At 72.3% G+C, this 20,269-nt stretch carries 19 protein-coding genes; 6 read left to right on the top strand and 13 right to left on the bottom strand.

What is annotated here, in order from left to right; all coding sequences use genetic code 11:
• Positions 1–248: 248 nt before the first annotated feature.
• Positions 249–701, bottom strand: coding sequence for a hypothetical protein (locus ACTMSW_RS02355; protein WP_441178740.1), 453 nt, complete (start codon positions 699–701; stop codon positions 249–251).
• Positions 702–931: 230 nt separating this feature from the next.
• Here ACTMSW_RS02355 and ACTMSW_RS02350 point away from each other — a divergent pair, with 230 nt between their 5' ends.
• Positions 932–1,780: a hypothetical protein gene (locus ACTMSW_RS02350; protein ID WP_441178739.1), complete on the top strand. Its 849-nt coding sequence runs from the start codon at positions 932–934 to the stop codon at positions 1,778–1,780.
• Between the two features lie 342 nt (positions 1,781–2,122).
• Complete coding sequence (locus ACTMSW_RS02345) at positions 2,123–2,812, top strand: hypothetical protein (protein ID WP_441178738.1); 690 nt, start codon at positions 2,123–2,125, stop codon at positions 2,810–2,812.
• Positions 2,813–2,918: 106 nt separating this feature from the next.
• On the opposite strand, the gene ACTMSW_RS02340 is transcribed toward ACTMSW_RS02345, so the two are convergent.
• From ACTMSW_RS02340 to ACTMSW_RS02330, 3 genes are all read right to left on the bottom strand, one after another.
• Positions 2,919–3,302: a YciI family protein gene (locus ACTMSW_RS02340; RefSeq protein ID WP_441178737.1), complete on the bottom strand. Its 384-nt coding sequence runs from the start codon at positions 3,300–3,302 to the stop codon at positions 2,919–2,921.
• Positions 3,303–3,383: 81 nt separating this feature from the next.
• Positions 3,384–4,658, bottom strand: coding sequence for an RNA polymerase sigma factor (locus tag ACTMSW_RS02335; RefSeq protein ID WP_441178736.1), 1,275 nt, complete (start codon positions 4,656–4,658; stop codon positions 3,384–3,386).
• 49 nt (positions 4,659–4,707) lie between these two features.
• Positions 4,708–5,832, bottom strand: coding sequence for a hypothetical protein (locus ACTMSW_RS02330; RefSeq protein WP_441178735.1), 1,125 nt, complete (start codon positions 5,830–5,832; stop codon positions 4,708–4,710).
• 257 nt (positions 5,833–6,089) lie between these two features.
• On the opposite strand from ACTMSW_RS02330, the gene ACTMSW_RS02325 reads away from it, so the two are divergent.
• Positions 6,090–7,637, top strand: coding sequence for a gluconokinase (locus ACTMSW_RS02325; protein ID WP_441178734.1), 1,548 nt, complete (start codon positions 6,090–6,092; stop codon positions 7,635–7,637).
• A gap of 9 nt (positions 7,638–7,646) precedes the next feature.
• Here ACTMSW_RS02325 and ACTMSW_RS02320 read toward each other — a convergent pair whose 3' ends face one another.
• Positions 7,647–7,964: a putative quinol monooxygenase gene (locus tag ACTMSW_RS02320; protein WP_441178733.1), complete on the bottom strand. Its 318-nt coding sequence runs from the start codon at positions 7,962–7,964 to the stop codon at positions 7,647–7,649.
• Between the two features lie 167 nt (positions 7,965–8,131).
• Here ACTMSW_RS02320 and ACTMSW_RS02315 point away from each other — a divergent pair, with 167 nt between their 5' ends.
• Complete coding sequence (locus ACTMSW_RS02315) at positions 8,132–10,402, top strand: WD40/YVTN/BNR-like repeat-containing protein (RefSeq protein ID WP_441178732.1); 2,271 nt, start codon at positions 8,132–8,134, stop codon at positions 10,400–10,402.
• Between the two features lie 49 nt (positions 10,403–10,451).
• On the opposite strand, the gene ACTMSW_RS02310 is transcribed toward ACTMSW_RS02315, so the two are convergent.
• The 8 genes from ACTMSW_RS02310 to ACTMSW_RS02275 form a co-directional block, all read right to left on the bottom strand.
• On the bottom strand, positions 10,452–11,210 hold the full coding sequence (locus ACTMSW_RS02310) for a MerR family transcriptional regulator (protein ID WP_441178731.1): 759 nt from the start codon (positions 11,208–11,210) through the stop codon (positions 10,452–10,454).
• A gap of 407 nt (positions 11,211–11,617) precedes the next feature.
• On the bottom strand, positions 11,618–13,090 hold the full coding sequence (locus ACTMSW_RS02305) for a hypothetical protein (protein ID WP_441178730.1): 1,473 nt from the start codon (positions 13,088–13,090) through the stop codon (positions 11,618–11,620).
• Positions 13,091–13,130: 40 nt separating this feature from the next.
• The gene (locus ACTMSW_RS02300) at positions 13,131–14,219 is read right to left on the bottom strand and encodes a hypothetical protein (RefSeq protein ID WP_441178729.1); all 1,089 of its coding nucleotides are present in this window, start codon (positions 14,217–14,219) and stop codon (positions 13,131–13,133) included.
• 313 nt (positions 14,220–14,532) lie between these two features.
• Complete coding sequence (locus ACTMSW_RS02295; RefSeq protein ID WP_441178728.1) at positions 14,533–14,766, bottom strand: zinc-ribbon domain-containing protein; 234 nt, start codon at positions 14,764–14,766, stop codon at positions 14,533–14,535.
• 116 nt (positions 14,767–14,882) lie between these two features.
• Positions 14,883–15,746 (bottom strand): SRPBCC family protein, encoded by an 864-nt coding sequence (locus tag ACTMSW_RS02290; RefSeq protein WP_441178727.1) that lies wholly within the window; start codon positions 15,744–15,746, stop codon positions 14,883–14,885.
• Complete coding sequence (locus tag ACTMSW_RS02285; RefSeq protein WP_441178726.1) at positions 15,739–16,296, bottom strand: helix-turn-helix domain-containing protein; 558 nt, start codon at positions 16,294–16,296, stop codon at positions 15,739–15,741. Before ACTMSW_RS02285 ends, ACTMSW_RS02290 begins: the two co-directional genes overlap by 8 nt.
• Positions 16,297–16,385: 89 nt before the next feature.
• Positions 16,386–17,729: a class I SAM-dependent methyltransferase gene (locus tag ACTMSW_RS02280; protein WP_441178725.1), complete on the bottom strand. Its 1,344-nt coding sequence runs from the start codon at positions 17,727–17,729 to the stop codon at positions 16,386–16,388.
• A complete protein-coding gene (locus ACTMSW_RS02275; protein WP_441178724.1) occupies positions 17,726–19,114 on the bottom strand; it encodes an FAD-binding oxidoreductase in 1,389 nt (462 codons plus the stop codon). Before ACTMSW_RS02275 ends, ACTMSW_RS02280 begins: the two co-directional genes overlap by 4 nt.
• An 82-nt stretch (positions 19,115–19,196) precedes the next feature.
• Here ACTMSW_RS02275 and ACTMSW_RS02270 point away from each other — a divergent pair, with 82 nt between their 5' ends.
• Positions 19,197–19,481 (top strand): DUF427 domain-containing protein, encoded by a 285-nt coding sequence (locus ACTMSW_RS02270; protein ID WP_441178723.1) that lies wholly within the window; start codon positions 19,197–19,199, stop codon positions 19,479–19,481.
• A 58-nt stretch (positions 19,482–19,539) separates the two neighbouring features.
• Positions 19,540–20,265 carry an RICIN domain-containing protein gene (locus tag ACTMSW_RS02265; protein WP_441178722.1) on the top strand — a complete coding sequence of 242 codons (726 nt, stop codon included), beginning with the start codon at positions 19,540–19,542 and terminating at the stop codon, positions 20,263–20,265.
• Positions 20,266–20,269: the final 4 nt, after the last annotated feature.

Here is a 20,269-nt window from a genome sequence, read left to right as displayed (position 1 = left end):
TGTCCTCCCGAGTGGTGACTGTCCAGATCAGACCGACGCTAGCGGTGAAAGCTGCTCAGGTCATCCGTCGGTGGCCACCAGATTCGTCGGGGTTCGCCCACACGGGTGTCCGTTGCCGGGCACGGCCCGTCGCGGGCATCACGTGGCGTGGTGTCGGGCATCCCCGGACGGCACCGAGGCGACCACTCCTCAGCGGTGCCGTCGTGACCGGGGATGCCCGACGTCGTGATGCGCGCCGTTCGGCGACGTCAGCGACCGTAGGTGGTCACCGTCTTCGGGCGCGACTTCTTGTAGTAGAGCAGGCCGTACACCGGCAGCCAGAGCCCTCCGCTGCACACGGAGAGCGTGATGTGCAGGACGTGGAAACCGGCACCGATGTACTCCCGGGTGTAGACGGGCGGCGGCGCGGGCGCGGCGAACTGCGGCGGATAGGGCATCGGCTGAGCCGGGTACGGATAGCCCTGCTGCGGCGCGACAGGCGCCTGGGGCGGGTAGGGGCCGGCCGGGTAGGCCGCCGGTGGCGCCGAGTACGGCACCGCCGACTGCGGCGGATACGTGGCGGGCGGGCCGGAGTGCGGAGCTGCCGGCGGCGGATATGCGGCAGGCTGGGCCGGGTACGGCGCGGTCGGCGGCTCGGATTGAGCCGGGTCCGGCGTCTGCGGGTAGCCGTTGGCCGGAGAGTGTGAGTGATCTTGTTGCACAGCAATACCCTGCGCAAGCCTGCTACCGGCACGCCATCAGCCGGCCGGATTGGTTGCATGATCAAAGAGATTAGTTGCTTGGTCAAAGAGATTGTTTGCTTGATCAAACAGCTAGTCGGGGGACGAGTTCGTCAGCGCGGTGGGTACCGACAAGTGCAGCCGATACGCCGAATCGCCTCGACCGATCGGCGACCATCGGATCCGGCCACAGGTACGCGTGTCGTTGAGCGGTGGAAGCAGGTGACCTCGGCCGCCGCGCGGGCACGGGACTCCTTGCCGCACCGTGCGATCCTCTCCTCGACAACCCGGAAAAGGATCGAGGTACGGGCGTGGAACTGCACAGAAGCCGGCGTGTCCTGGTGTTCGGCATCCTGTTCGCGGTAGTGGGCGTGCTCGTGGTGCTGTGCGGCGGCGGTTCTGTCGGAGCGTGGATTCTCGGCGGCCTCGCGCTGGTGATGAGCGGTACGGTGGTCGTCAATGAGCTCAAGCCGTTCCGGTTCCACATCGGAGCGGACGGGCTGACCCTGCGGACCGCAGGGCTCAACCGGCTGGTGTCCTGGGCCGAGATCGACGCGATCGTCCTCGACGAGCCGGTGCCGACGATCGGCCGCAGCAAGCCGACGTCCCCGACGTTGTTGCTGGTACCGGCCGGGTCGACCATCGATCGCCCCCTCGACGGGAAAAGCTCGGTCGACGGCCGGTCGGGTCTGGTCCTCCTCGAACTCGACGACGTCAGGGAACCGGTGGATGAGGTGGCAGCAGCCCTGGTCCGCTTCGCCGGAGATCGTTTCACGAACATGCGGCAGCTCCGCCGGGCGCGAGGTGATACGCCGGACTTCCCCGTCGGGTTGCGCGGGTACGAGCCCGCCCGGGTGGATGACCTGATCCGGCAGGCCCAGGACGCGCTTGTCTCGGGCAACACGGCGCAGCGCCACGGGGCCCGGGCGAAACTCGACACCGCCCGCAGGAAGCTGCCCATCGCGATGCGCGGATACGCCGTGGGACAGGTCGACGATTTTCTTGAAGGGCTCTCTGCCGAGCTGGCACGGTGGCCGCACGAGGACACCGAGCCCGAATAGGCCGCCGTGCCGCGAGACCGGCGCGACGGCCCTGTCGAGCTGATGTCGCGAACGACTCACGGATGCGCGCGGCCGGTCGCGGGGCGACACCGCTTCGCCCCCCGACCCGTGATGTCGCCGGTGACTCAGCTCGAAAGGGCCGTCCGCAACCAGCCGGCACATGGTCGAGCCGCCGCGTCCGGACGGCGCGCGTCTGACGGCACAGGCCGCGGCACATCACTCTTTAGAGTTCAATAAGGCGTTTGACCAGCGACAACGCAGCCCACGCCTATAGGTGTTGTCTATGCAGGTATGTCCGTTTTGGTGCCTGCTGACCAACTCCTACAGACCAAGGTGGTTCCATTGCGGCTGCATCCGCTCGCTCGTTTCGCCGGAGGGGCGCTCCTGACGTCCCTGATCGGCCTGTCGGTCACCACACCGGCATGGGCCCAGTCCGTCACGCAAGAGATCCCCATCGGAGGCCGCGCGGCTCGTGCGATCGAGGCACCAGAGCCGCGACTGGTCGAGGGCAACGTCACGACCTGCGCGGGCGCCGGCCTCGCCGGCGCGATCATCCTCGGTAGCCCGACCTCGCCGGCAAACGACAGCAACGAGGCCGGCAGCGGCACCGTCACCGGCCTGGAGCTGGACGTCACGATCAACGACGACTTCACCGCCACCGGCATCGTGGTCAAGGGCGGCCCCGACGCCAATGTGTACGACGGACCATTCGTCGGACCGATCGACGTGGAGAACATGACCGCGCCGATCAACCCCGAGAATGATCAGCCGTTCGGCATCAGCCACTGGTTCGTGTGCGGCTTCGAGGCGCAGCCCACGGCAACGCCGACCGCGACTCCCACGGTCACGCCGACCGCGACGCCCACGGTGACGCCGACCGCGACGCCCACGGTGACGAAGCTGCCGATCACCGGTGACTCGCTCAGCGGTCCGTCGTTCGTGGTCCCGGTCGCGCTCGGCAGTGGCCTGCTCCTGCTCGGAAGCATGCTGGTCGTCCTGTACCGGCGCCGGGACGGCGAGGCGCGCGGCTGAGCTGACCCGCGGTGAGCGGCTGAGCTGATCCGTGAAGATCGGTGCTGGGGCCGGAGACAACTCCGGCCCCAGCAGCCGCGTCCCTGGGCGCACCGCCGGCCGACGATCAGGCGAGCGCCTCGAGATCCGCCATCTCGGTGACCCGCCGGATGTCGATCTCGACCTCGCCGATGGTCCGGGCGAAGAGGTCGGCGTACCGCTTCGCCCACTCCACGGCCTCGGCCTTGTCCCGCACCTCGACCATCAGGAACCCGGCGATCAGCTCCTTCGTCTCGGCGAACGGCCCGTCGGTCAGCGTCGACCTCCCGTTCGTGACGGTGATGCGGGCGGCGTCATCCTTGCTGGTGGGCCGCAGGCCGTCGCCGGCCAGCAGCACTCCGGCGTCGACCATCTCCTGGACGAAGGCGCCCATCGTGGCGATGAAGGCGGCGTCCGGCGAGTACGCGCCGGGGATGTTCTGGTCCAGCTTGTGCATGATCATGAAGCGCATCGGTAGGTCCTTCCACGAGGTGGGTTCTCACTGACGCGTCGAGCGACCGGGCATGGATCCGACACCCGCCGGCGACCTTTTTCAGCGGGTCGGCGCGACCCCCCGCGCGCAGTCGGCGGCGCGGTCCCGCAGCAGGGCGATCTCCCGCTCGTTGCCGGTCATCGTGGCCGCCCGCTCGAACTCGGCGCGCGCCTCGTCGTAGCGCCCCAGCTTCGCCAGCAGGTCGCCGATCACGCTGGGCAGCAGGTGGTACCCGGCCAGCGCCGGCTCGTCCACCAGCGCCCCCGCCACCGCGAGGCCGGCTGCCGGGCCGTCGGCGAAGGACACCGCGACGGCCCGGTTCAGCTCCACGACCGGCGACGGGGCGACGCGGGCCAGCTCCGCGTAGCCGGCGGCGATCCGCGCCCAGTCCGTCTCGGCCGGCGTACGCGCCCGAGCGTGGCACGCGGCGATCTCCGCCTGGAGGACGTACGGGCCGGGTTGGTCGGTCCCGGCGCGCGCCCGGTCCAGCGCGGTCAGGCCCCGCCCGATGAGCAGGCGGTCCCAGCGGCTGCGGTCCTGGTCGAGCAGGAGGACCGGCTCGCCGTGGGCGTCGGTGCGGGCGGCGGTCCGGGACGCCTGGATCTCCAGCAGCGCGGCCAGGCCGTGCACCTCGGGTTCGTCCGGCATGAGGCCCTGGAGGATGCGGACCAGTCGCAGCACGTCGGCGCAGAGTTGCGGGCGCATCCAGTCGTCGCCGCGGGTGGCCGAGTAGCCCTCGTTGAAGATCAGGTAGACGACCTCCAGCACGCTGCCGAGCCGCTCGGCGCGCTCGGCCGGGGCGGGCACCTCGAACGGCACCTTCGCGTCGGCGAGGGTCTTCTTCGCACGGGTGATCCGTTGCCCGATCGTGGTCTCCGGCACCAGAAAGGCGCGGGCGATCTCCTCGACCTTCAACCCGCCGATCACCCGCAGGGTCAAGGCGGCGCGCGCCGGTGGGGTCAGCACCGGGTGGCAGGCGGTGAAGACCAGCCGCAGCAGGTCGTCGGTGATCGGCTCGTCCAGCGCGGCGTCGAAGTCCGGGGTGAACGCGTCGTCGCCCCACTCGTGGCCCAGCTCGGTGACCTTGCGGTCGAGCAGTGCGCGGCGGCGCAGCCCGTCGATCGCCCTCCGCTTCCCGACCGCCGTCAGCCACGCCCCCGGGTTGGTCGGCACGCCGTCGCGCGGCCAGGTCTCCAACGCGCTCACCAGGGCGTCCTGCGCCAGCTCCTCGGCCCAGCCGACGTCCCGGACCAGGCCCGCCAGCGCGGCGACCACCCGGCGGGACTCGATGCGCCAGACCGCCTCGACCGTGCGGTGCACCTCCGCGACCCCCATGACCGCCCATCACAGCAGGCCGCACCCGGTCCGGCAACGTCCGGGCCGGTCAGCTCCGGAACGTGTGGCGGACGCCGCCGTGCGCGCCGCACGCCCGGGAACTGCCGCCGGCAAGGCTGACCGAGCCGTCGCCGCACTCCACCAGGTACCCCCGGCCGGACCAGAACTCCGGCACGCACTCGAAGTGGTCGCACACCTCGGCGGCGGGCCGGCGGATCCGGGTGCCGTCGCAGAAGCCGTACCCCATCGGGTTCTCCGGCGCGCCGCAGAACCGGTCCCGGGCCGGCGATGACGACGCGTCGCGCTTCGGTCGGGGAGCCGCGACGGCGGCCGGCGCGGCCGGGAGCGACGGGCCCGCCGACGGACTCGGTGCGGGCGTCGCGGCGATCGCCACCTCCGACGTCGGGTCGGACGGGTCGGACTCCAGGAGCGCGGCGGGTACCAGCAGGGCGATGCCGGCGGCGACCGCCACCGTGCGCCGGCCGCCGGGCACGAAACCGCTCAGCCGGGCCTGCGCCGGGGTGGCGATCGTCGGCCGGAACGGCTTGAGCTGCGCGTGCTCGTCGATCGCCTCGTCGAGCTGGGCGATCACGGCGTGCCGCTGCTCGATCGCGTCGGCGAAGGCCAGCGTCAGCTTGAAGCGAAAGTCCGCCGCCACGTCGGCGGGGAGCAGCACCCCCGAGGCCCTACGCCGGTCGAGCACCTGGATCAGGGTGACCGGCGCCGCCGGGTCGTGGGCCAGGCCGGTCATCTTCCCGTACGCCCAGTCGCGCCGGCCGCCACCGCCGAGCAGCACCAGCCGCCGGCTGGTGATGACCGCCATCCCGGCGTCGGTGACCCGGATGCCGTCCGGGCGGCGGGCGCGGATCGGCGTGGACTGTGGGGTGACCGTCAGATCCGGTGCCGGGAGCACCGCCGTGTGCCGTACCTCGACCAGCTGCGCGGCCGGCAGCACCCCGAACACCACCTCGTCGGAGCCCAGCTCCAGCGGAAGCCCGGCGCCCGCGGCGGCGGAGCCCGCGAAGGTCTCGGCGAGCGTACGCAGGCGCCGCAGCTCCTCGTCCCGCCTTCGCCATGCCTCGTCGGCGCTGCGGAAGACCCGCTGCCGCCGATCGTTCTGCCGGTGTGCCCACCGGTACCGCCAGGTCGAACCCGTCGAATCAGTCCTTGCCATGCCGACTCCTCCGCCGCGCAGGCCACCAACCGGGGTGTCGTTCGGATCAACTCCCGGCGGGCGCCGACGGGGACGGGCCGCTATGGGCAAATTGCCCGATCGACGGAGTAAGCCGGACGATAGGGCGATTTCGCTGCGTCGATTCACCCCGTTCGGGTGTGTCGTGGGCGGACCGTCCCGTTCCGGTCCCCGCGTGGGCGGAGCGTCGGTAACGTCAGGCGCAGCGTCCCGGGCGGGTACGGCGAGGGGGTGAACCGGTGGGCGGCACCACCCCCGACATCGTGATCGGCGTCGATCTGGGGACCACCAGCACCAAGGCCGTCGCGTTCGACGTCGACGGCGACCAGCTGGCACACCACTCGGTCGGCTACCCGCTGAACGAACCGCAACCCGGGTACGCCGAACAGGACCCGTACGCCATCTACGCGGCCGTCATCGAGTCGGTCCGCACGGTGGTGGCAGAGGTGGGCCGGCCGGTGGCCGGCCTGTCGTTCAGCAGCGCGATGCACAGCCTGATCGGGCTGGACGCGGACGGCAACCCCCTCACCCCGTCGGTCACCTGGGCCGACTCGCGGGCCGCCCGGCAGGCCGAACGGCTGCGGGCGGTCCCCTCCGGGCTGGCCCTGCACCGCCGCACCGGCACCCCCGTCCATCCGATGGCGCCGCTGCCCAAGCTGCTCTGGTACGCCGAGCAGGAGCCGACGACGTTCGGCCGGGTCGCGTACTGGGCGGGCATCAAGGACTGGGTCCTGCTGCGGTTCTGCGACGCCCTGATGACGGACCACTCGATCGCCTCGGCCACCGGGCTGATGGACATCCACCAGCTCGCCTGGGACGAGGAGGCGCTGGGGATCGCCGGCATCACCGAGGAGCAACTGCCCGAGCTGGTCCCCACCACCAGGGTGGTGCACGGCCTGACCGTCGAGGCCGCCGCCGCGACCGGACTGCCCCGGGACACGAAGGTCGTGGTCGGTGCCGGTGACGGTCCGCTCGCCAACCTGGGGCTCGGCGCGGTCGCGCCCGGCGTGATGGCCTGCTCGATCGGCACCAGCGGCGCGATGCGCGTGATGGTGGAGCGCCCCGGTGTCGACCCGCTCGGCGGTGTCTTCTGCTACGCCCTGACCGAGGACCGTTGGGTGGTCGGCGGCGCGATCAACAACGGGGGTCTCGTGCTCGGCTGGGCCGGTCGCGCGCTCGCCCCCGAGCTGGGCGAGGACGCCGAGGCGGAACTGCTCGCCCAGGCCGCGAAGGCCCCGGTCGGATCCGGTGGGCTGATCATGCTGCCGTACCTGCTCAGCGAACGCGCCCCGCACTGGAGTGCGCTGCCCCGGGGGGCGTACGTGGGGTTGACCCACGGGCACCGCCGCGCCCACCTCGTACGGGCCGCGCTGGAAGGGGTCTGCCAGCAGTTGGCGCTGGTCATGGCCTCGGTGAAAGCCGCCGGCAACGAGGTGCGCGAGATCCGGGCCAGCGGCGGGTTCGCCCGCAGCCGCCTGTGGCGGCAGATGCTCGCCGACGTGCTGGGCATGCCGGTGCGCTTCCCCGCCGGGCACGAGGGCTCCAGCTACGGTGCGGCCCTGCTCGGCATGGAGGCGCTCGGACTGGTGACCTCCATCGACGTGGCCGCCGACCTGGTGGAGATCTCCGAGACCGCGCGCCCCGACCCGGCCGCCGCCGCCACGTACGCGTCCCTGCTGCCGGTGTACGCCGAGCTGTACGACGCGCTGGTACCGACGTTCACCTCGCTGCGCCGGCTCGCCCCCGGTCTGCCGCCGGAGCCCCCGCCGGCCCCGCCGCCGTCCTGAGGACCCGCGTCAGGGCGCCTCGACGCCGGAGATCAGATAGCGGTGCACCTCGGCGCCCCGGATCGCCACCGCCTGCTCCCCGCTCGGCCCAGAGCCCCGGAAGTCGAGCAGTTGCTCCTCGGTGTCCCACCGCTCGTAGACGTTGATCCGGCCCGGCTCCACCAGGTCGGCGCTGAGGGCGAAGTCGAGGCAGCCCGGCGTGGACCGGGCTGCGCGGACGACGTCGACGCATCCGGCGAGGTAGTCGTCCCGACCCTCCGGGTCGACGTGCAGGCTTCCGGCGACGATGAGCACGGTGGACCTCCTGGTGTGACGGATGTCCGCCATCCTCTCCCGACGGTGCGACATTCGGGGTGCACGTCTGCGCCGGTCATCGGCTTCCACGCTGGTCGATTCTTGCGTACGCTGACCCGATATCGAGCGGCGGCGATGCCCGCCGGGGCCGGGGGTGACCTGTGCGGTCGAAGCTGTCGAGACGGACACGATTCCGGTTGGTGGGCGCGGTCACGGCGGTCGCCGCCCTGACCGCCGCGACCACGCTCGTGCACCTGGCGGGCAACCCGCCGGTGCCGGTCGCGGTCGAGGAGAAGGAGAACCCGGCGGAGCCGTCCGAGTGGATGTGGGCGCAGCGGGCCAACGCCGACGGGTCGATCCCGGCGACCGCGTACGAGGAGGCCCTCGCGCAGACTCGGACGTTGGAGGGGGCCACCCGCCGGGGCGCGCCCCAGTTGACCGATGTGCGGTGGCAGCAGCTCGGCCCCACCAACATCGGCGGCCGGCTCATCGACGTGGTGGTCGATCCGAAGACGCCCGGCACACTCTGGGTGGCGGCCGGCACCGGCGGCGTGTGGAAGAGCACCGACGGCGGCGCGACGATGACCAGCACCTGGTCCGACGACCTGCCGCAGTCGATGGGTGCGCTGGCGATCGCCCCCGACGGCACCCTGTACGCGGGCACTGGCGAGCCGGACCACGGCGGCGGCGGCTCCTACTACGGCACCGGCGTCTACCGCTCGACCGACGGCGGCGCGACCTGGGAGAGCCTCGGTCTGACCGAGACCGGGGCGATCGGCCGCATCCGGATCGACCCGACCGACCCGCGCCGGATCGTCGTCGCGGCCCAGGGCCGGTTGTTCGACACCGGCGGCGACCGGGGCGTCTACCTGTCCACCGACGGCGGTGACACCTGGAAGCAGGTGCTCGACGGGCTCAACGACTCCACCGGCGCGATCGACGTCGCGATCAACCCCGCCGACCCGGACGTCCTGCTGGCGGCCACGTGGGACAAGCTGCGCTACCCCGACGGTCGCGAGTACGGCGGTCCCGGCTCCGGCCTGCACCGCTCCACCGACGGCGGGGCGACGTGGACACGGATCGGCGCGCCGCTGGCGGGTCCGGAGACCGAGCCCGGCCGCATCGGGGTGGCGTTCGCGGCCAGCGACCCGACCCGGGCGTACGCGATCACCAACGACAAGATCGGCAACCTGACCGGCTTCTTCGTCTCCGACGACGCGGGCGCCACCTGGACCCGCCCGCTGACCGGCGAGCCCGCGCTGGACGCCGCCGACGGCGGGTTCGCCTGGTGGTTCGGTCGGCTGTGGGTCGACCCGGCCGACGCCGACCACGTCTTCTCCGCCGGCGTACCGATGATGGAGTCGCACGACGGTGGCCGCACGTGGGTGACCGGCCGGGGCATCCACGCCGACCAGCACGCCATGGCCTGGGACCCGCACAACCCCGGCCGGGTGTACATCGGCAACGACGGCGGCCTGTACTGGAACGACCAGGGCGGCAACGTCATCGGCACCTGGACGGCCGCGTCCGTGCAGCCGTACATGCAGTTCTACGCGATGGACGTCAGCACGACCGACCGCTCCCGCGTCTCCGGCGGAACGCAGGACAACGGGTCGCTGCGGTCCTGGGGCGGCAGCGACTGGAACCTCTACCGGGGCGGCGACGGGATGATGAACCGCATCAACCCGGTCGACCAGTTGAACGTGTTCGCCTGCTCGCAGAACGGCGGGTGCGCCCGCTCCGACAACGGTGGCGACTCGATGACGTCGATCCGGGCCCGGTTCGCGGGCACCCGGTTCAACTGGGTGTCGCCGCTGGAGATCGCCCCCGGTGCTCCGGACACCGTCTACTTCGGGTCGAACGTGCTCAACCGCTCCGACGACCGGGGCCGCACCTGGCGGGCGGTCAGCCCAGACCTCACCGGCGGTCCCACGCCGCGCAACGCCACGTCGTACGCGACGATCACGACCATCGGCATCGCGCCGACCGACGAGGACACCGTGTACGTGGGCACCGACGACGGCCACCTGTCGGTGACCCGGGACGGCGGCGCGACCTGGACGAAAGCCACCGACCCGGATCTGCCGGACCGGTGGATCACCCGGGTCACGGTGGACCCGCAGAACCCCGACGTGGCCTGGGCGACGTACTCCGGGTTCCGCTGGGAGAGCGAGACGCAGCCGCACGTCCTGACGACCACCGACGGCGGGGCGACCTGGACGGACATCTCCGGCAACCTGCCGCAGTCCCCCGTCAACGACGTGATCCGCCACCCGAAGAAGCAGGGCTGGCTCTACATCGGTACGGACATGGGGGTCTTCTTCAGCCCCAACCTGGGCCGCACCTGGCTGAAGGTGGGGGCGAGCTTCCCGGCCGTACCGGTCATGGACGTGCACTTCCACGCCAAGACCAGCACGCTGTTCGCGGCGACGTTCGGGCGGGGCATCCTGTACGCCACGATCGGCGACTGACCGCGCGTCCCGTGGCCCCGGCGGACTGTCCGCCGGGGCCACGGTCCGCTCAGGCGCGGGTGACGGCGTTGGCGTGGATGGCCTCGGCCAGGTAGGCGGCCATCCCGGGCCGGATCTTCTCGTAGTACCCGGTGAACCGCGGGTCGGCCGTGTACATGTCGGCCAGCCCGGTGTGGATCTCGTACGAGCAGTCGTAGAACCACCGGCTGATGAGCTGCCGGTGCTCCTCGGCCAGGGCCATCGCCTCCGGGCCGTCGGCCGGCGCACCCGAGGCCATCACCTCGACGAACCGCTCGGCCCAGTCCTCGTTCTCGGCCTTGTGGCGCAGCCAGTCGTCCTTCGAGTAACCGGCGGCGCGCCGGGTCGACTGCTGGTACGCCTCGCTCTCGCCCCAACGTTCCCGCGCCTCGTCAACGTGCGCGTCCGGGTCGAAGTCCCCGAAGACCTCGAACCGCTCCTCCGGGGTCAGTGAGATGTTCATCCTGCGTGCCTCCATCGCGAGCTCGATCGCCGCGACCATGTCCTGGAGCTTCCCGATCCGCCCGGTCAGCATCTCGTGCTGGCGGCGCAGGTGCGCCGCGGGGTCGGTCGCCGGGTCGTCCAGGATCGCGGCGATCTCGTCCAGGGGGAACCCCAGCTCCCGGTAGTAGCGGATGAGCTGCAGCCGGTCCAGGTCGGCGTCGTCGTACCGCCGGTAACCGGCGGCACTGCGCCCACCGGGCGAGAGCAGCCCGATCTCGTCGTAGTGGTGCAGCGTCCGCACCGTCACCCCGGCGGCCTTCGCCACCTGTCCCACCGTGTACGCCATGATTCCCCTCCCTTCCGTCGACAAGGCTCCCGCCTGCCGTTACGGGAGGGTCAAGCCCGTTCCATGCTCCCTCACCCACCGAGCACGGTGAGTTACCTCTCCCTACCGTCACCGATGGTGACGCCTCGGCGAGGAGCAGCACGCGGCCTTCGCCGCTTTGCTCTGCACCCCTGGACGCACCAGGCAGCCGAGCTGCTGTTTCTCGGCGGACCTCTCGCATGCGTCGATCACCATCAGTAACCGGCGCGTATCAGGGTGCAGAGCAAAGCGGCGCACACGCCCTTCGTCCACCACGCGAGGGGCTCACTCTGCGCAAGGACCAGGCTGGCCCCGGAAACGCGTGAAGGCCCCCGACCTGCCACTCGCCCCGGCTCCACGTCAGGTTCCCGGTGAATGAATCGTCGCCGTTACGCTGGGCCGACCTCGGCCGGCGGGCCACCGTGCGTCCACGGCGTCTCCTCCACGGCCGGGAACGTCGCCACCGGCAGGTACGCGTCGGACAGGGTGGTGAGGCAGAGCCGCTCCCCCACCTCGGGGACGCTGCCCGGTGGCGCGGTCAGCCCCCGCCCCATGCCACCGGACAACTCCAGCACCACCTCGGTCTTGCCGTCGCCCGGGGTCAGGAACACCACCCGGGCCTTCTGCGTCGGACGAGCCGTCGACCACAGCGTCGCGCCGACCGGTACCGCCACCGGCTCGGTGGTCACCACCTGGATGCGGGGCCGCAGCACCGGCCGTTTCCCACTGTCGTCCACCCGCTTCGGGTCGGCGAGGGTCACCTCCCCCACGAACGCCTCCCCGGTCAGCCGGTGCTCGGCCATGACCAGCGGATCGTCGTAGGCGCGCTGCACCGCGTACGACGCCGCCGCCCGTTCCAGCCGGTGCAGCCGCTGCGCCGCCGCCACCGCACCGTCGCGTCGGGGCTGCGGGCCGCCGCCGGAGTCGACGTGCTCCGCATGCGCCGTGAAGGCGTCCTTGTCGCCGTCCCACCGGCCCGCGACCCGGGCGCCGGGCGGCAGGGACCGGAGCAGTCCCACGCCGCGCCACATCAGCTCCCAGGTGGGCACGAGCTGGTCGCGCAGCAGCTTCTCCAGCTCCGCGTACGCCCCGGCGCGCGCCACCTCGTCGTCGCCCGCCTCCGCGTACGCGGTCATGGCCGGGGCGAGCACCTGGTTGTCGAAGTCCGGGTCGGTGGCCGGACCGGCCGGCGGACAGACCGACGGGTCCTCCGCGTGGGCCGCCGCCTGCGCCCCGGTCAGCCCGGGCGGCGGGTCGACCCAGCCGAGCAGCGCCGGCAGGTGCAGGTCCTCCACCGCGCTCTGACCGGTGGCCCAGTGCAGGGTCAGCGCGTCGGTCATCGCCAGCAGCGCCGACGAACCGGGATGCTCGGCCCGCTCGGCGAAGAACGTCAGCCAGCGCCCGAGCAGCGGCACCGACGGGTGCACCGGATGGTCGCCGTCCGTCCGACGAAACCGGGTCGAGCGGCCGAACAGCCGGAGGAACGTCACCCCGGCCGGGCTCGGCACGAGCAGTTGCGGCGCGTCGGCGTACCGGTGGCGGACGTCGCGACCCCGGTCGACGGGCACCGCCTCGGTGACGCTCCGGAAGCCGTCCAGGTACTCCAGCACGATCCCGGCCAGCTCGGCGGCGAACGCGAAGCGCTGGTCCCGGTTGCGCGGCTGCGGCACCACGAGCAGCCGCGCCTCGTCGGGCGCGGTACCGACCAGCACGGCGAGCGGGGCGTTGGCCTCACCGGCCAGCGCCAACGGCGCCAGCACCAGTGGCCGCTCCGCCAGGTGCAGGTGCCGGACCGTGGCCACCGGCTGGGCCCGGCCGGCGGCGAGCGCCTGCGCCTTGGCGAGCGCGCGCAGGGTGCTCATGCGGGCCTCCGGCTCGGGGCGGTCGGGCGTCGGGGCGTACTCATGCGGGGTGTCCGGTGAGGGCGTCGGCGCGCAGGCGGGCGGCGGCCCGCAGCAGCGCGGCGGCCTCCTCCCGATCCGGCTCGGGGGTACGCTCGCCGACCGCCAGCGCCAGCACGTCGTCCACGGTCGCGATGCCACCGAGCGCCTCGCGGACCGGCCGGCCCAGCGCGGCGGTCTGGCCGCGCGCCTCGTGCCGGCAGAAGTACGCCAGCTCGCAGGCGGCCAGGCACTCCGGCGCGTAGCGGGCCTCGACGGTGGACAACCGGGCCCGCAGGGTGGCCGGGTCGGCGGTGGGATCGGCGGTGAAGTCCTCGGGCACGGTGGCGAGCAGCGTGTCCAGCCGGGCCATCCGGTCCAGCTGGCGGCGCAGCACGAGAAGCTGCTTGCGCACGTCGACCAGGCTGGCCACCGGCTGGTTGGCGAAGTCCCGCGGGCAGACCAGCACCACCTCGTGCGAGACCAGCTCCGGGTCCTGCCCGGCGGCGGTCAGCAGGTCGCGCAGGGCCAGCACGTACACCGCGGACTGGATCGCGGCGGCGGACACCTTCGCCGGGTCCGCCTGCCCGTCGATCACCGGGAAGGACTTGACCTCCACGACGTGGAACCGGCCGGCGAGCCGGGCCGCCACCAGGTCCGGCTCCAGGTGCACCCGCCCACCGGCCACGTCGAGGGCGAGCAGCGGGTGGTCGAAGAGCGCCGCACCGTCGCCGGGCGCGGTCAGCGCCTCCCGGGACCGGTCCCGCCGCTCCGGCAGGTCCTCCGCGCCGCCGAGGTCGGTCCAGGTCGCCGCCTCCGGCACCGGTACGCCCAGCCGCTCGGCGACCAGCCGCAGAAGCTCGACCCCACCGTCGGCCTTGACCTGCGCCTCGAACGCGTTGCCCCGGGTGATGGCGAAGCGGGACTGCCCGAACCGGGCGGGGAAGCCGATCCGCTCGGCCAGCGCCGGCTTGTCCACCCCGGCGCCGTCCAGGACCGCCCGCCGGGTGCAGCCCGGGTTGCCGGTCAACGCGGCGATGGTGCGCGCGTTGTGCCGCCGGGCGGGCACGCCGCCCCGGATCCCCGCCAGTCGCTCCTCGCTGCTCGTCACGATCCGCCACCCTAGCCTGGATGAAAGGAAGGGCACCTTCTTAACGCCTCGTGTAGAGGAGGGGCCCCTTCTTAACTCCGGCGGCGAGCGCGCCGGCAGAGCCCGTGGGCGGAGTTCACGGCTGGGTCAGCGGCCGGAGGAACGGTTCCAGGGGGATCGGGGCAGGGTGGTACCGGCCAGCGGCCGGCGCTTCCGGCGCCGCGGGCGCCGTCCCGGCGTGCACGGCGGCCGGGAGACGGTGTGCACCGGGGCGCAGGCCGGCGCGACGGGTTGCCGTCCGATCAGCCAGCACAGGAAACGGGCCATCCCCGCCTCAGCCGACCGGGAGACGCTGCGCGTCGGACTTCGACACGTCGTACTGGGCGCCGCAGAACGTGCACTGCTGCATGTAGCGGGTACGGATCGGGATCAGCGGGATGAAGAACAGGCTGAACTTGGTCGCGCGTCGGGTGATCACCTGTGCGGCGTGGTTACCGCAGTTACGGCAGACCTGCTGCACCACGCCCGACTGGGTGACCTTGGTACGGAGACCGAAGATGAAGAACATCGCCCGCCATTACCCGTTTTCGCCCGCCCAATCACCTCCGGACCCGTGTGCCGAAGAGTTCCTGGTGGGAAGGGGCCCCGGAGGGCCGATCCGCACCAGGAACTCCCGGGACACCGTCAGGCGGTCAGCGGCTCCATGCCGGGCACCTCGACCGAGAGCCAGATCGGCTGCCAGTCCGCCATCTCGTGGAAGCGGCGCAGCTCCGCCAGCCCGGAGACCGACCCGGCCCAGGCGCTGTACGGGGGGTTCTGCTCGTCGAAGCCGCTCTGCACGAAGGTGAGCGTGGTCTTGCCCTGCGACTCGGCCAGCTCCCAGGTGGTGACACCGATCGGTCCCCAGTCGACGGACATCCGCCGGCCCGGCTCCAGGTCGACCACCTTGGCCGCGTGACCGGCCTCGAAGCCGCCCATCGCGTACCGGCCGCCGACCCAGGGCTCGATGCCGATGGGGTAGCCGAACCAGGCGCTGGCCTGCTCGGAGTCGGTCAGCGACTCCCACACCCTGTCGGCGGGGGCGGCGATGACCAGCTCGCCGCGCATCTCGGCGGAGGTGAAGTCCGTCTTCGGCAGCAGCGGCTGACCCTCCAGGTGGGCGGCCAGGTTGGCCAGCGACAGCGCCCAGAAGGTCTGCAGGACGCCGATGGTGCTGCCGCTCGTCGCCTCGGCGAAGTCGACGTGGCTCTGGTCGAGCGTCAGCACGGTGGTGTCCGGGCTCTCCTCCTCGAGCGTGAAGCCGGTGGTGGTCTCCACCCCGTCGAGCAGCCAGGCGAAGCGCAGGCCGTGGTCGTCGGCGTGCAGCAGCCGCTGGCGCGGGGCGTCGCCCTCGGGGGTGTACCGCCCCCAGAACGCGTACCGGGTCGGCAGCTCGACCTCGGCGTGCTCGGCCAGCCAGACGCGCAGCTCCGCGGGGTCGGTGAGGGCGCGGTGGACGGCGGCGACGGGTGCGGCGAGGCGGACCCGCAGGATCATCGGTTCACTCATGGTCGGTTTCCTTCGGGTAGACGGCCACGGCGAGCTTGAAGGCGTCGCCCTCGGCGCCGCCGTAGCGCGTGAACAGGTCCTGCAGGGTCGTCTGCAGGTCGTGCAGGAACTGCTGGCGGTGTTCCGGGGGGACCCGGATCTCGCCGGACACGCCGACCGAGGGGAGTTCTCCGGCGGTGCGGTCCAGGGCGGCGACGTCGGCCTGGACCTCCTCCATCAGGTCGAGCAGGTGGCCCAGGCTCAGCTCGTCGCGCACCCGGCGCCCGCCGACGCGGCCCACGAGTCGGGGTGAGAGCCAGTAGGACCGGGCGACCGCCTGGTAGATGCCCTCGGTGATGCCCCGCACCCTGCGTTCGCTGACCAGTTCCACGAGGCCGGCCGCGACGAGCTGCTTGACGTGGTAGTAGACCCGTTGCGGCGTCTGCTCCAGCCGAGCGGCGACCTCGGTGCAGGTGCGGGGCTCGGCCAGCTGCCGCAGGATCTCGACACGCTGTGGCTTGAGCAGGACTTCGGCCTGCTCGATCTGTTCCAGGTACAGGACGTCTCTCATGGCAAAATGAGTTTGTACGTACAAAACTTGTTTGTCAATGCTGTCGACGAAGGCCGCGCCGGTCGCACCGGCGCGGCCCGGGTCGAACGTCAGGCCAGCCAGTCCGGGCGCAACGGGTAGCCGTTCCCCCCGTCCGCGCCGGTCCGCGTGGCGAGCACCTGGTGCAGTTGGATCCCGTTGCGCTCGAACGCCATCCGGGAGCCGGCCATGTACAGCCCCCACACCCGGGCGGTGCCGGCACCCACCTCGGACACGCAGAAGTCCCAGTTCGCGACCAGGTTCCGGCACCAGGCGGCAAGCGTCAGCGCGTAGTGCTGCCGCAGGTTCTCCTCGTGGTGCACCTCCAGACCCACGTCGTGGATCTCCGAGATGAGCCGGCCCGGCCCGGCCAACTCGCCGTCCGGGAAGACGTACCGGTCGATGAACGCGCCCGACCGGTGCGGCGCGCGGTTGTCGGCGCGGGTGATGCAGTGGTTGAGCAGCCGCCCGCCCACCCGCAGCCGGTCCCGCAGCGCCCTGAAGTAGACCGGATAGTTGCGTACGCCGATGTGCTCGGTCAGGCCGATCGAGGAGACCGCGTCGAACTGCTCCCGGGGTGCGTCCCGGTAGTCCAGGTGGCGCACCTCGGCAAGGCCGGTCAGCCCCTCCCGCTCGATCGCCGCCCGCGCCCACTGCGCCTGCGCCTGCGACAGGGTCACCCCGAGCGCCTTGACGCCGTACTCGCGGGCCGCGTGCCGGACCATGCCGCCCCAGCCGCAGCCGACGTCCAGCAGCCGCATCCCCGCCTTCAGTGCCAGCTTCTGCGCGACCAGGTCGTACTTGGCCGCCTGCGCCTCCTCCAGCGTGTCGTCCGGAGAGCGGTAGACCGCGCAGGTGTACGTCATGGACTCGCCGAGCACCTTCTCGTAGAAGGCGTTCGACACGTCGTAGTGGTGGGAGATCGCCGTGCTGTCCCGGGATCGGGAGTGCCGCAACCCGTTCACCACCCGTTTCCACCGGGGCAGCGCCTCCTGCGGCGGGGGCAGCGGCGGGAGCAGGCGCTCCCAGCCGAGGCCCCGCACCAGGTTCAGCGCCTCGGCGACCGACGGTGTCCGCAGCCGCAGCTCTTCCTTGAGCAGCGTCAACGCCTCGTACGGGTCACCCGGGTGCACACCGTGCAGGACCAGGTCCCCGCTCACGTACGCCCGGGCCATGCCCAGGTCGCCGGGGGCGGTGAGCAGGTAGGTCAGCCCCCGCTCCGAGCGGATGGACAGCGTGATCCCGGCGTCGGCCGGACCGACCGCGCTGCCGTCGTACCCGGTGACCCGCACCGGCAGGTCCCCGGTGGTCAGTGCACGGACCACGTCCGCCACGGTGGGACCCGTACGCCGGCCCCCCGCCGGCGGGGTCGCGGGAGCGCTGGCCGCTCCCTGGTCTCGATCGGTCAGGCTCATTGTCGCGCTACCGCCTTCTCGTACAGTCCGGTGAGCCGGTGGTCCGGGTCGTAGCGGTCCTTCACCGCCCGCCAGGTGTCGCCGCCGTAGAGCCGGTCGAACACCACCCGGTCGTAGTACGCGTCGGAGTAGAGCGACTTGTGTCCCCCCAGCTCCGACACCTCGCGCTCGATCGCCCGGTTGACGTCGCCGTCGGCGGCGCCCTGCGCGATCGGCACGCTCCCCCAGAAGCCGACGTTCACGTAGTCCCTCCCGGGCCGCAGCGGGTAGAGCGGCCACGCTCGGGCCGACCCGGCCCCGTCCGGCTCCCGCAGCCGCAGCGGGCAGAGCCAGACCGGGGCCATCCCGACGGTGTGGGAGAACCAGCGGAGGAAGTCGGCCGTACGGTCGAGCGGGATCTCCACGTCCTGCACGACCCGCTCGCGCTCCGGCTGGCCACGCCACCGGTCGATCCGGGCGGCCACCCGGTGCCGGTGCTCCAGCCGGACCAGCCGGTGGTAGACGTCGCTGCGCCGCCAGCGCGCCGGCCAGACCCGCCGCACCACCGGGTGCTGCACCCCGAACGCCGCCGAGCACCAGAACCAGTCGGTGTCCCAGCGCCACAGGTAGTCGTACGTGGTCAGCAGGTCGTGGGTGCGCCGGCGCAACGACCGGTAGTAGATGTCCTGACCGGTGTAGTCGCTGGGCGGCACCCGCCCGATCTCGTCGGTGAAGGACCCGAGCACCAGGTACGCCTCGCCGGGACTGAACATCACCCCGTCCATCACGTCCACCGGCTCGCCCGCCCAGGCCCGGGTGGTGGTGACCTCGGCGATCGCGTCGGTCAGCGCCTCCAGCCGGGTGAACCGCACGTTGCGCAGGGCCACGAACCGGCGTACGGGTTGCAGCTCGATGCGCAGCCGCGTGGCGTAGCCGAGGCTGCCCAGCGAGTTGGGGAAGGCGGCGAACAGCTCGGCGTGCGGGCCCTCCGGACGGGCGGTGACGATCTCCCCCGCCCCGGTGAGCACGTCCAGCTCCAGCACCGACTCGTGCGGGAGCCCGTTGCGGAAGGAGGTGGACTCGATGCCGAGGCCGGTCACCGCCCCGCCCAGCGTGATGGTGCGCAGCTGGGGCACCACCAGCGGCATCAGCCCGTGTGGCAGGGTCGCGTCGACGAGGTCCTCGTACGTGCACATGCCCTGCACGTCGGCCGTGCGGGCGGCCCGGTCCACGCCGAGCACCCCGACCAGCCCGCTGACGTCGAGCCCGGGCGTGCGGGGCGCGCTGCGGGGACGGAACAGGTTGGACGTGCGCTTGGCGAGCCGGACCGGCTCACCCCGTGGCACCGCCGCGTACGACCGTCGCAGCTGGGCCACCGCCTGGTCATGATCACGCACCGCGTGCATGTGCTGACCTTACGCGCCCGACACGGGATTCCGTGGGATGTCCACGGTGGTCGGGTCGCGTCGAACGGCATAGCGTGGACGTATGCCGAAAGCCGTCTGGAACGACCTGGTCGTGGCCGAGAGCGACGACACCGTGGTGGTGGAGGGCAACCACTACTTTCCCCGCGCCGCCCTCCGGGACGATCTGATCCGCGAGTCCGACACGCACACGGTCTGCCCGTGGAAGGGCACCGCCTCCTACTACACCCTGGAGCACGAGGGGCGGACCAGCGCAGACGCGGTCTGGTACTACGCCGAGCCGAAGCCGGACGCGGAGATGGTGCGCGACCGGGTGGCGTTCTGGAAGGACGTACGGGTCGTCGACTGAGCCGGCCCGCGCCGGGCCCGGTTGGCCATCGACCCCACACGTGGGTGAGGATGCCGGTATGTCCGTCCCCGCGCACCGCCCCGACGAGTCCGGCACGGTCTACGGAGGCCGCCGAGCCGCCCGTCCCGGGCTGCCCGGTGACCCGTTGCTGCGCACTGCGCTGATCGTCGGCGCGGTGGGCGTACTCCTGGGGGTGTTCTTCGCGACCGGCGTGCTGGGTGGCGGCGGCGACGAGCCGGTGGTGCCGGCGGCGGCCGGCGCTTCGACGGCGGAGGCCGAGCCGACCCCGCCGCCGGTCGAGCCGGAGCCCACCACCCCGGACGCGCCGTCCCCCACCCCGTCCGCCGCACCCACCACCCCGCCCGCACCGGTCAGCGGGCCGAAGGTGTTCCGCGCGGTCGCGTCGGGCCTCTGCTTCGGCGTCGACGGCAGCGGCGAGAAGGCGACCGGCCAGCTCGCCGCCTGCACCGGCGGTCCCGAGCAGCAGTGGGTGGCCAACCCGGTCGCCCCGGACGTGGTGACGCTGACCAACGCGGCGTACGGGCTCTGCCTCGACGTCGAGGGTGCCAGCGGCGACGACGGGGCGAAGCTCCAGCAGTTCCCCTGCCACGGCCAGACCAACCAGCAGTGGCGGATGGCCGCGACCGGCACCGGCCCGGTGCTGCTCGTGGCGCTGCACAGTGGCAAGTGCGCGCAGGTCGACGACGGCGGCACCGAGGCCGGCGACGACATCGAGCAGGCCCCGTGCGGCGGTGGGGTCGAGCAGCAGTGGCTGGTGGGCTGACCCA

It is taken from the genome of Micromonospora sp. BQ11, assembly GCF_052068135.1.
GTDB lineage: Bacteria > Actinomycetota > Actinomycetes > Mycobacteriales > Micromonosporaceae > Micromonospora.
Note: the sequence above shows the minus strand (reverse complement) of the source record. Positions and strands in the feature narration are given on the sequence as shown.

What these genes read in the sequence shown, in the direction of transcription:
- ACTMSW_RS02340 (WP_441178737.1), bottom strand. Translation starts at nt 3,302, where the DNA reads ATGCGCTTCATGATCATGCACAAGCTGGACCAGAACATCCCCGGCGCG.
- ACTMSW_RS02335 (WP_441178736.1), bottom strand. Translation starts at nt 4,658, where the DNA reads ATGGGGGTCGCGGAGGTGCACCGCACGGTCGAGGCGGTCTGGCGCATC.
- ACTMSW_RS02330 (WP_441178735.1), bottom strand. Translation starts at nt 5,832, where the DNA reads ATGGCAAGGACTGATTCGACGGGTTCGACCTGGCGGTACCGGTGGGCA.
- ACTMSW_RS02320 (WP_441178733.1), bottom strand. Translation starts at nt 7,964, where the DNA reads ATGGCGGACATCCGTCACACCAGGAGGTCCACCGTGCTCATCGTCGCC.
- ACTMSW_RS02310 (WP_441178731.1), bottom strand. Translation starts at nt 11,210, where the DNA reads ATGGCGTACACGGTGGGACAGGTGGCGAAGGCCGCCGGGGTGACGGTG.
- ACTMSW_RS02305 (WP_441178730.1), bottom strand. Translation starts at nt 13,090, where the DNA reads ATGAGCACCCTGCGCGCGCTCGCCAAGGCGCAGGCGCTCGCCGCCGGC.
- ACTMSW_RS02295 (WP_441178728.1), bottom strand. Translation starts at nt 14,766, where the DNA reads ATGTTCTTCATCTTCGGTCTCCGTACCAAGGTCACCCAGTCGGGCGTG.
- ACTMSW_RS02290 (WP_441178727.1), bottom strand. Translation starts at nt 15,746, where the DNA reads ATGAGTGAACCGATGATCCTGCGGGTCCGCCTCGCCGCACCCGTCGCC.
- ACTMSW_RS02285 (WP_441178726.1), bottom strand. Translation starts at nt 16,296, where the DNA reads ATGAGAGACGTCCTGTACCTGGAACAGATCGAGCAGGCCGAAGTCCTG.
- ACTMSW_RS02280 (WP_441178725.1), bottom strand. Translation starts at nt 17,729, where the DNA reads ATGAGCCTGACCGATCGAGACCAGGGAGCGGCCAGCGCTCCCGCGACC.
- ACTMSW_RS02275 (WP_441178724.1), bottom strand. Translation starts at nt 19,114, where the DNA reads ATGCACGCGGTGCGTGATCATGACCAGGCGGTGGCCCAGCTGCGACGG.
- ACTMSW_RS02270 (WP_441178723.1), top strand. Translation starts at nt 19,197, where the DNA reads ATGCCGAAAGCCGTCTGGAACGACCTGGTCGTGGCCGAGAGCGACGAC.
- ACTMSW_RS02265 (WP_441178722.1), top strand. Translation starts at nt 19,540, where the DNA reads ATGTCCGTCCCCGCGCACCGCCCCGACGAGTCCGGCACGGTCTACGGA.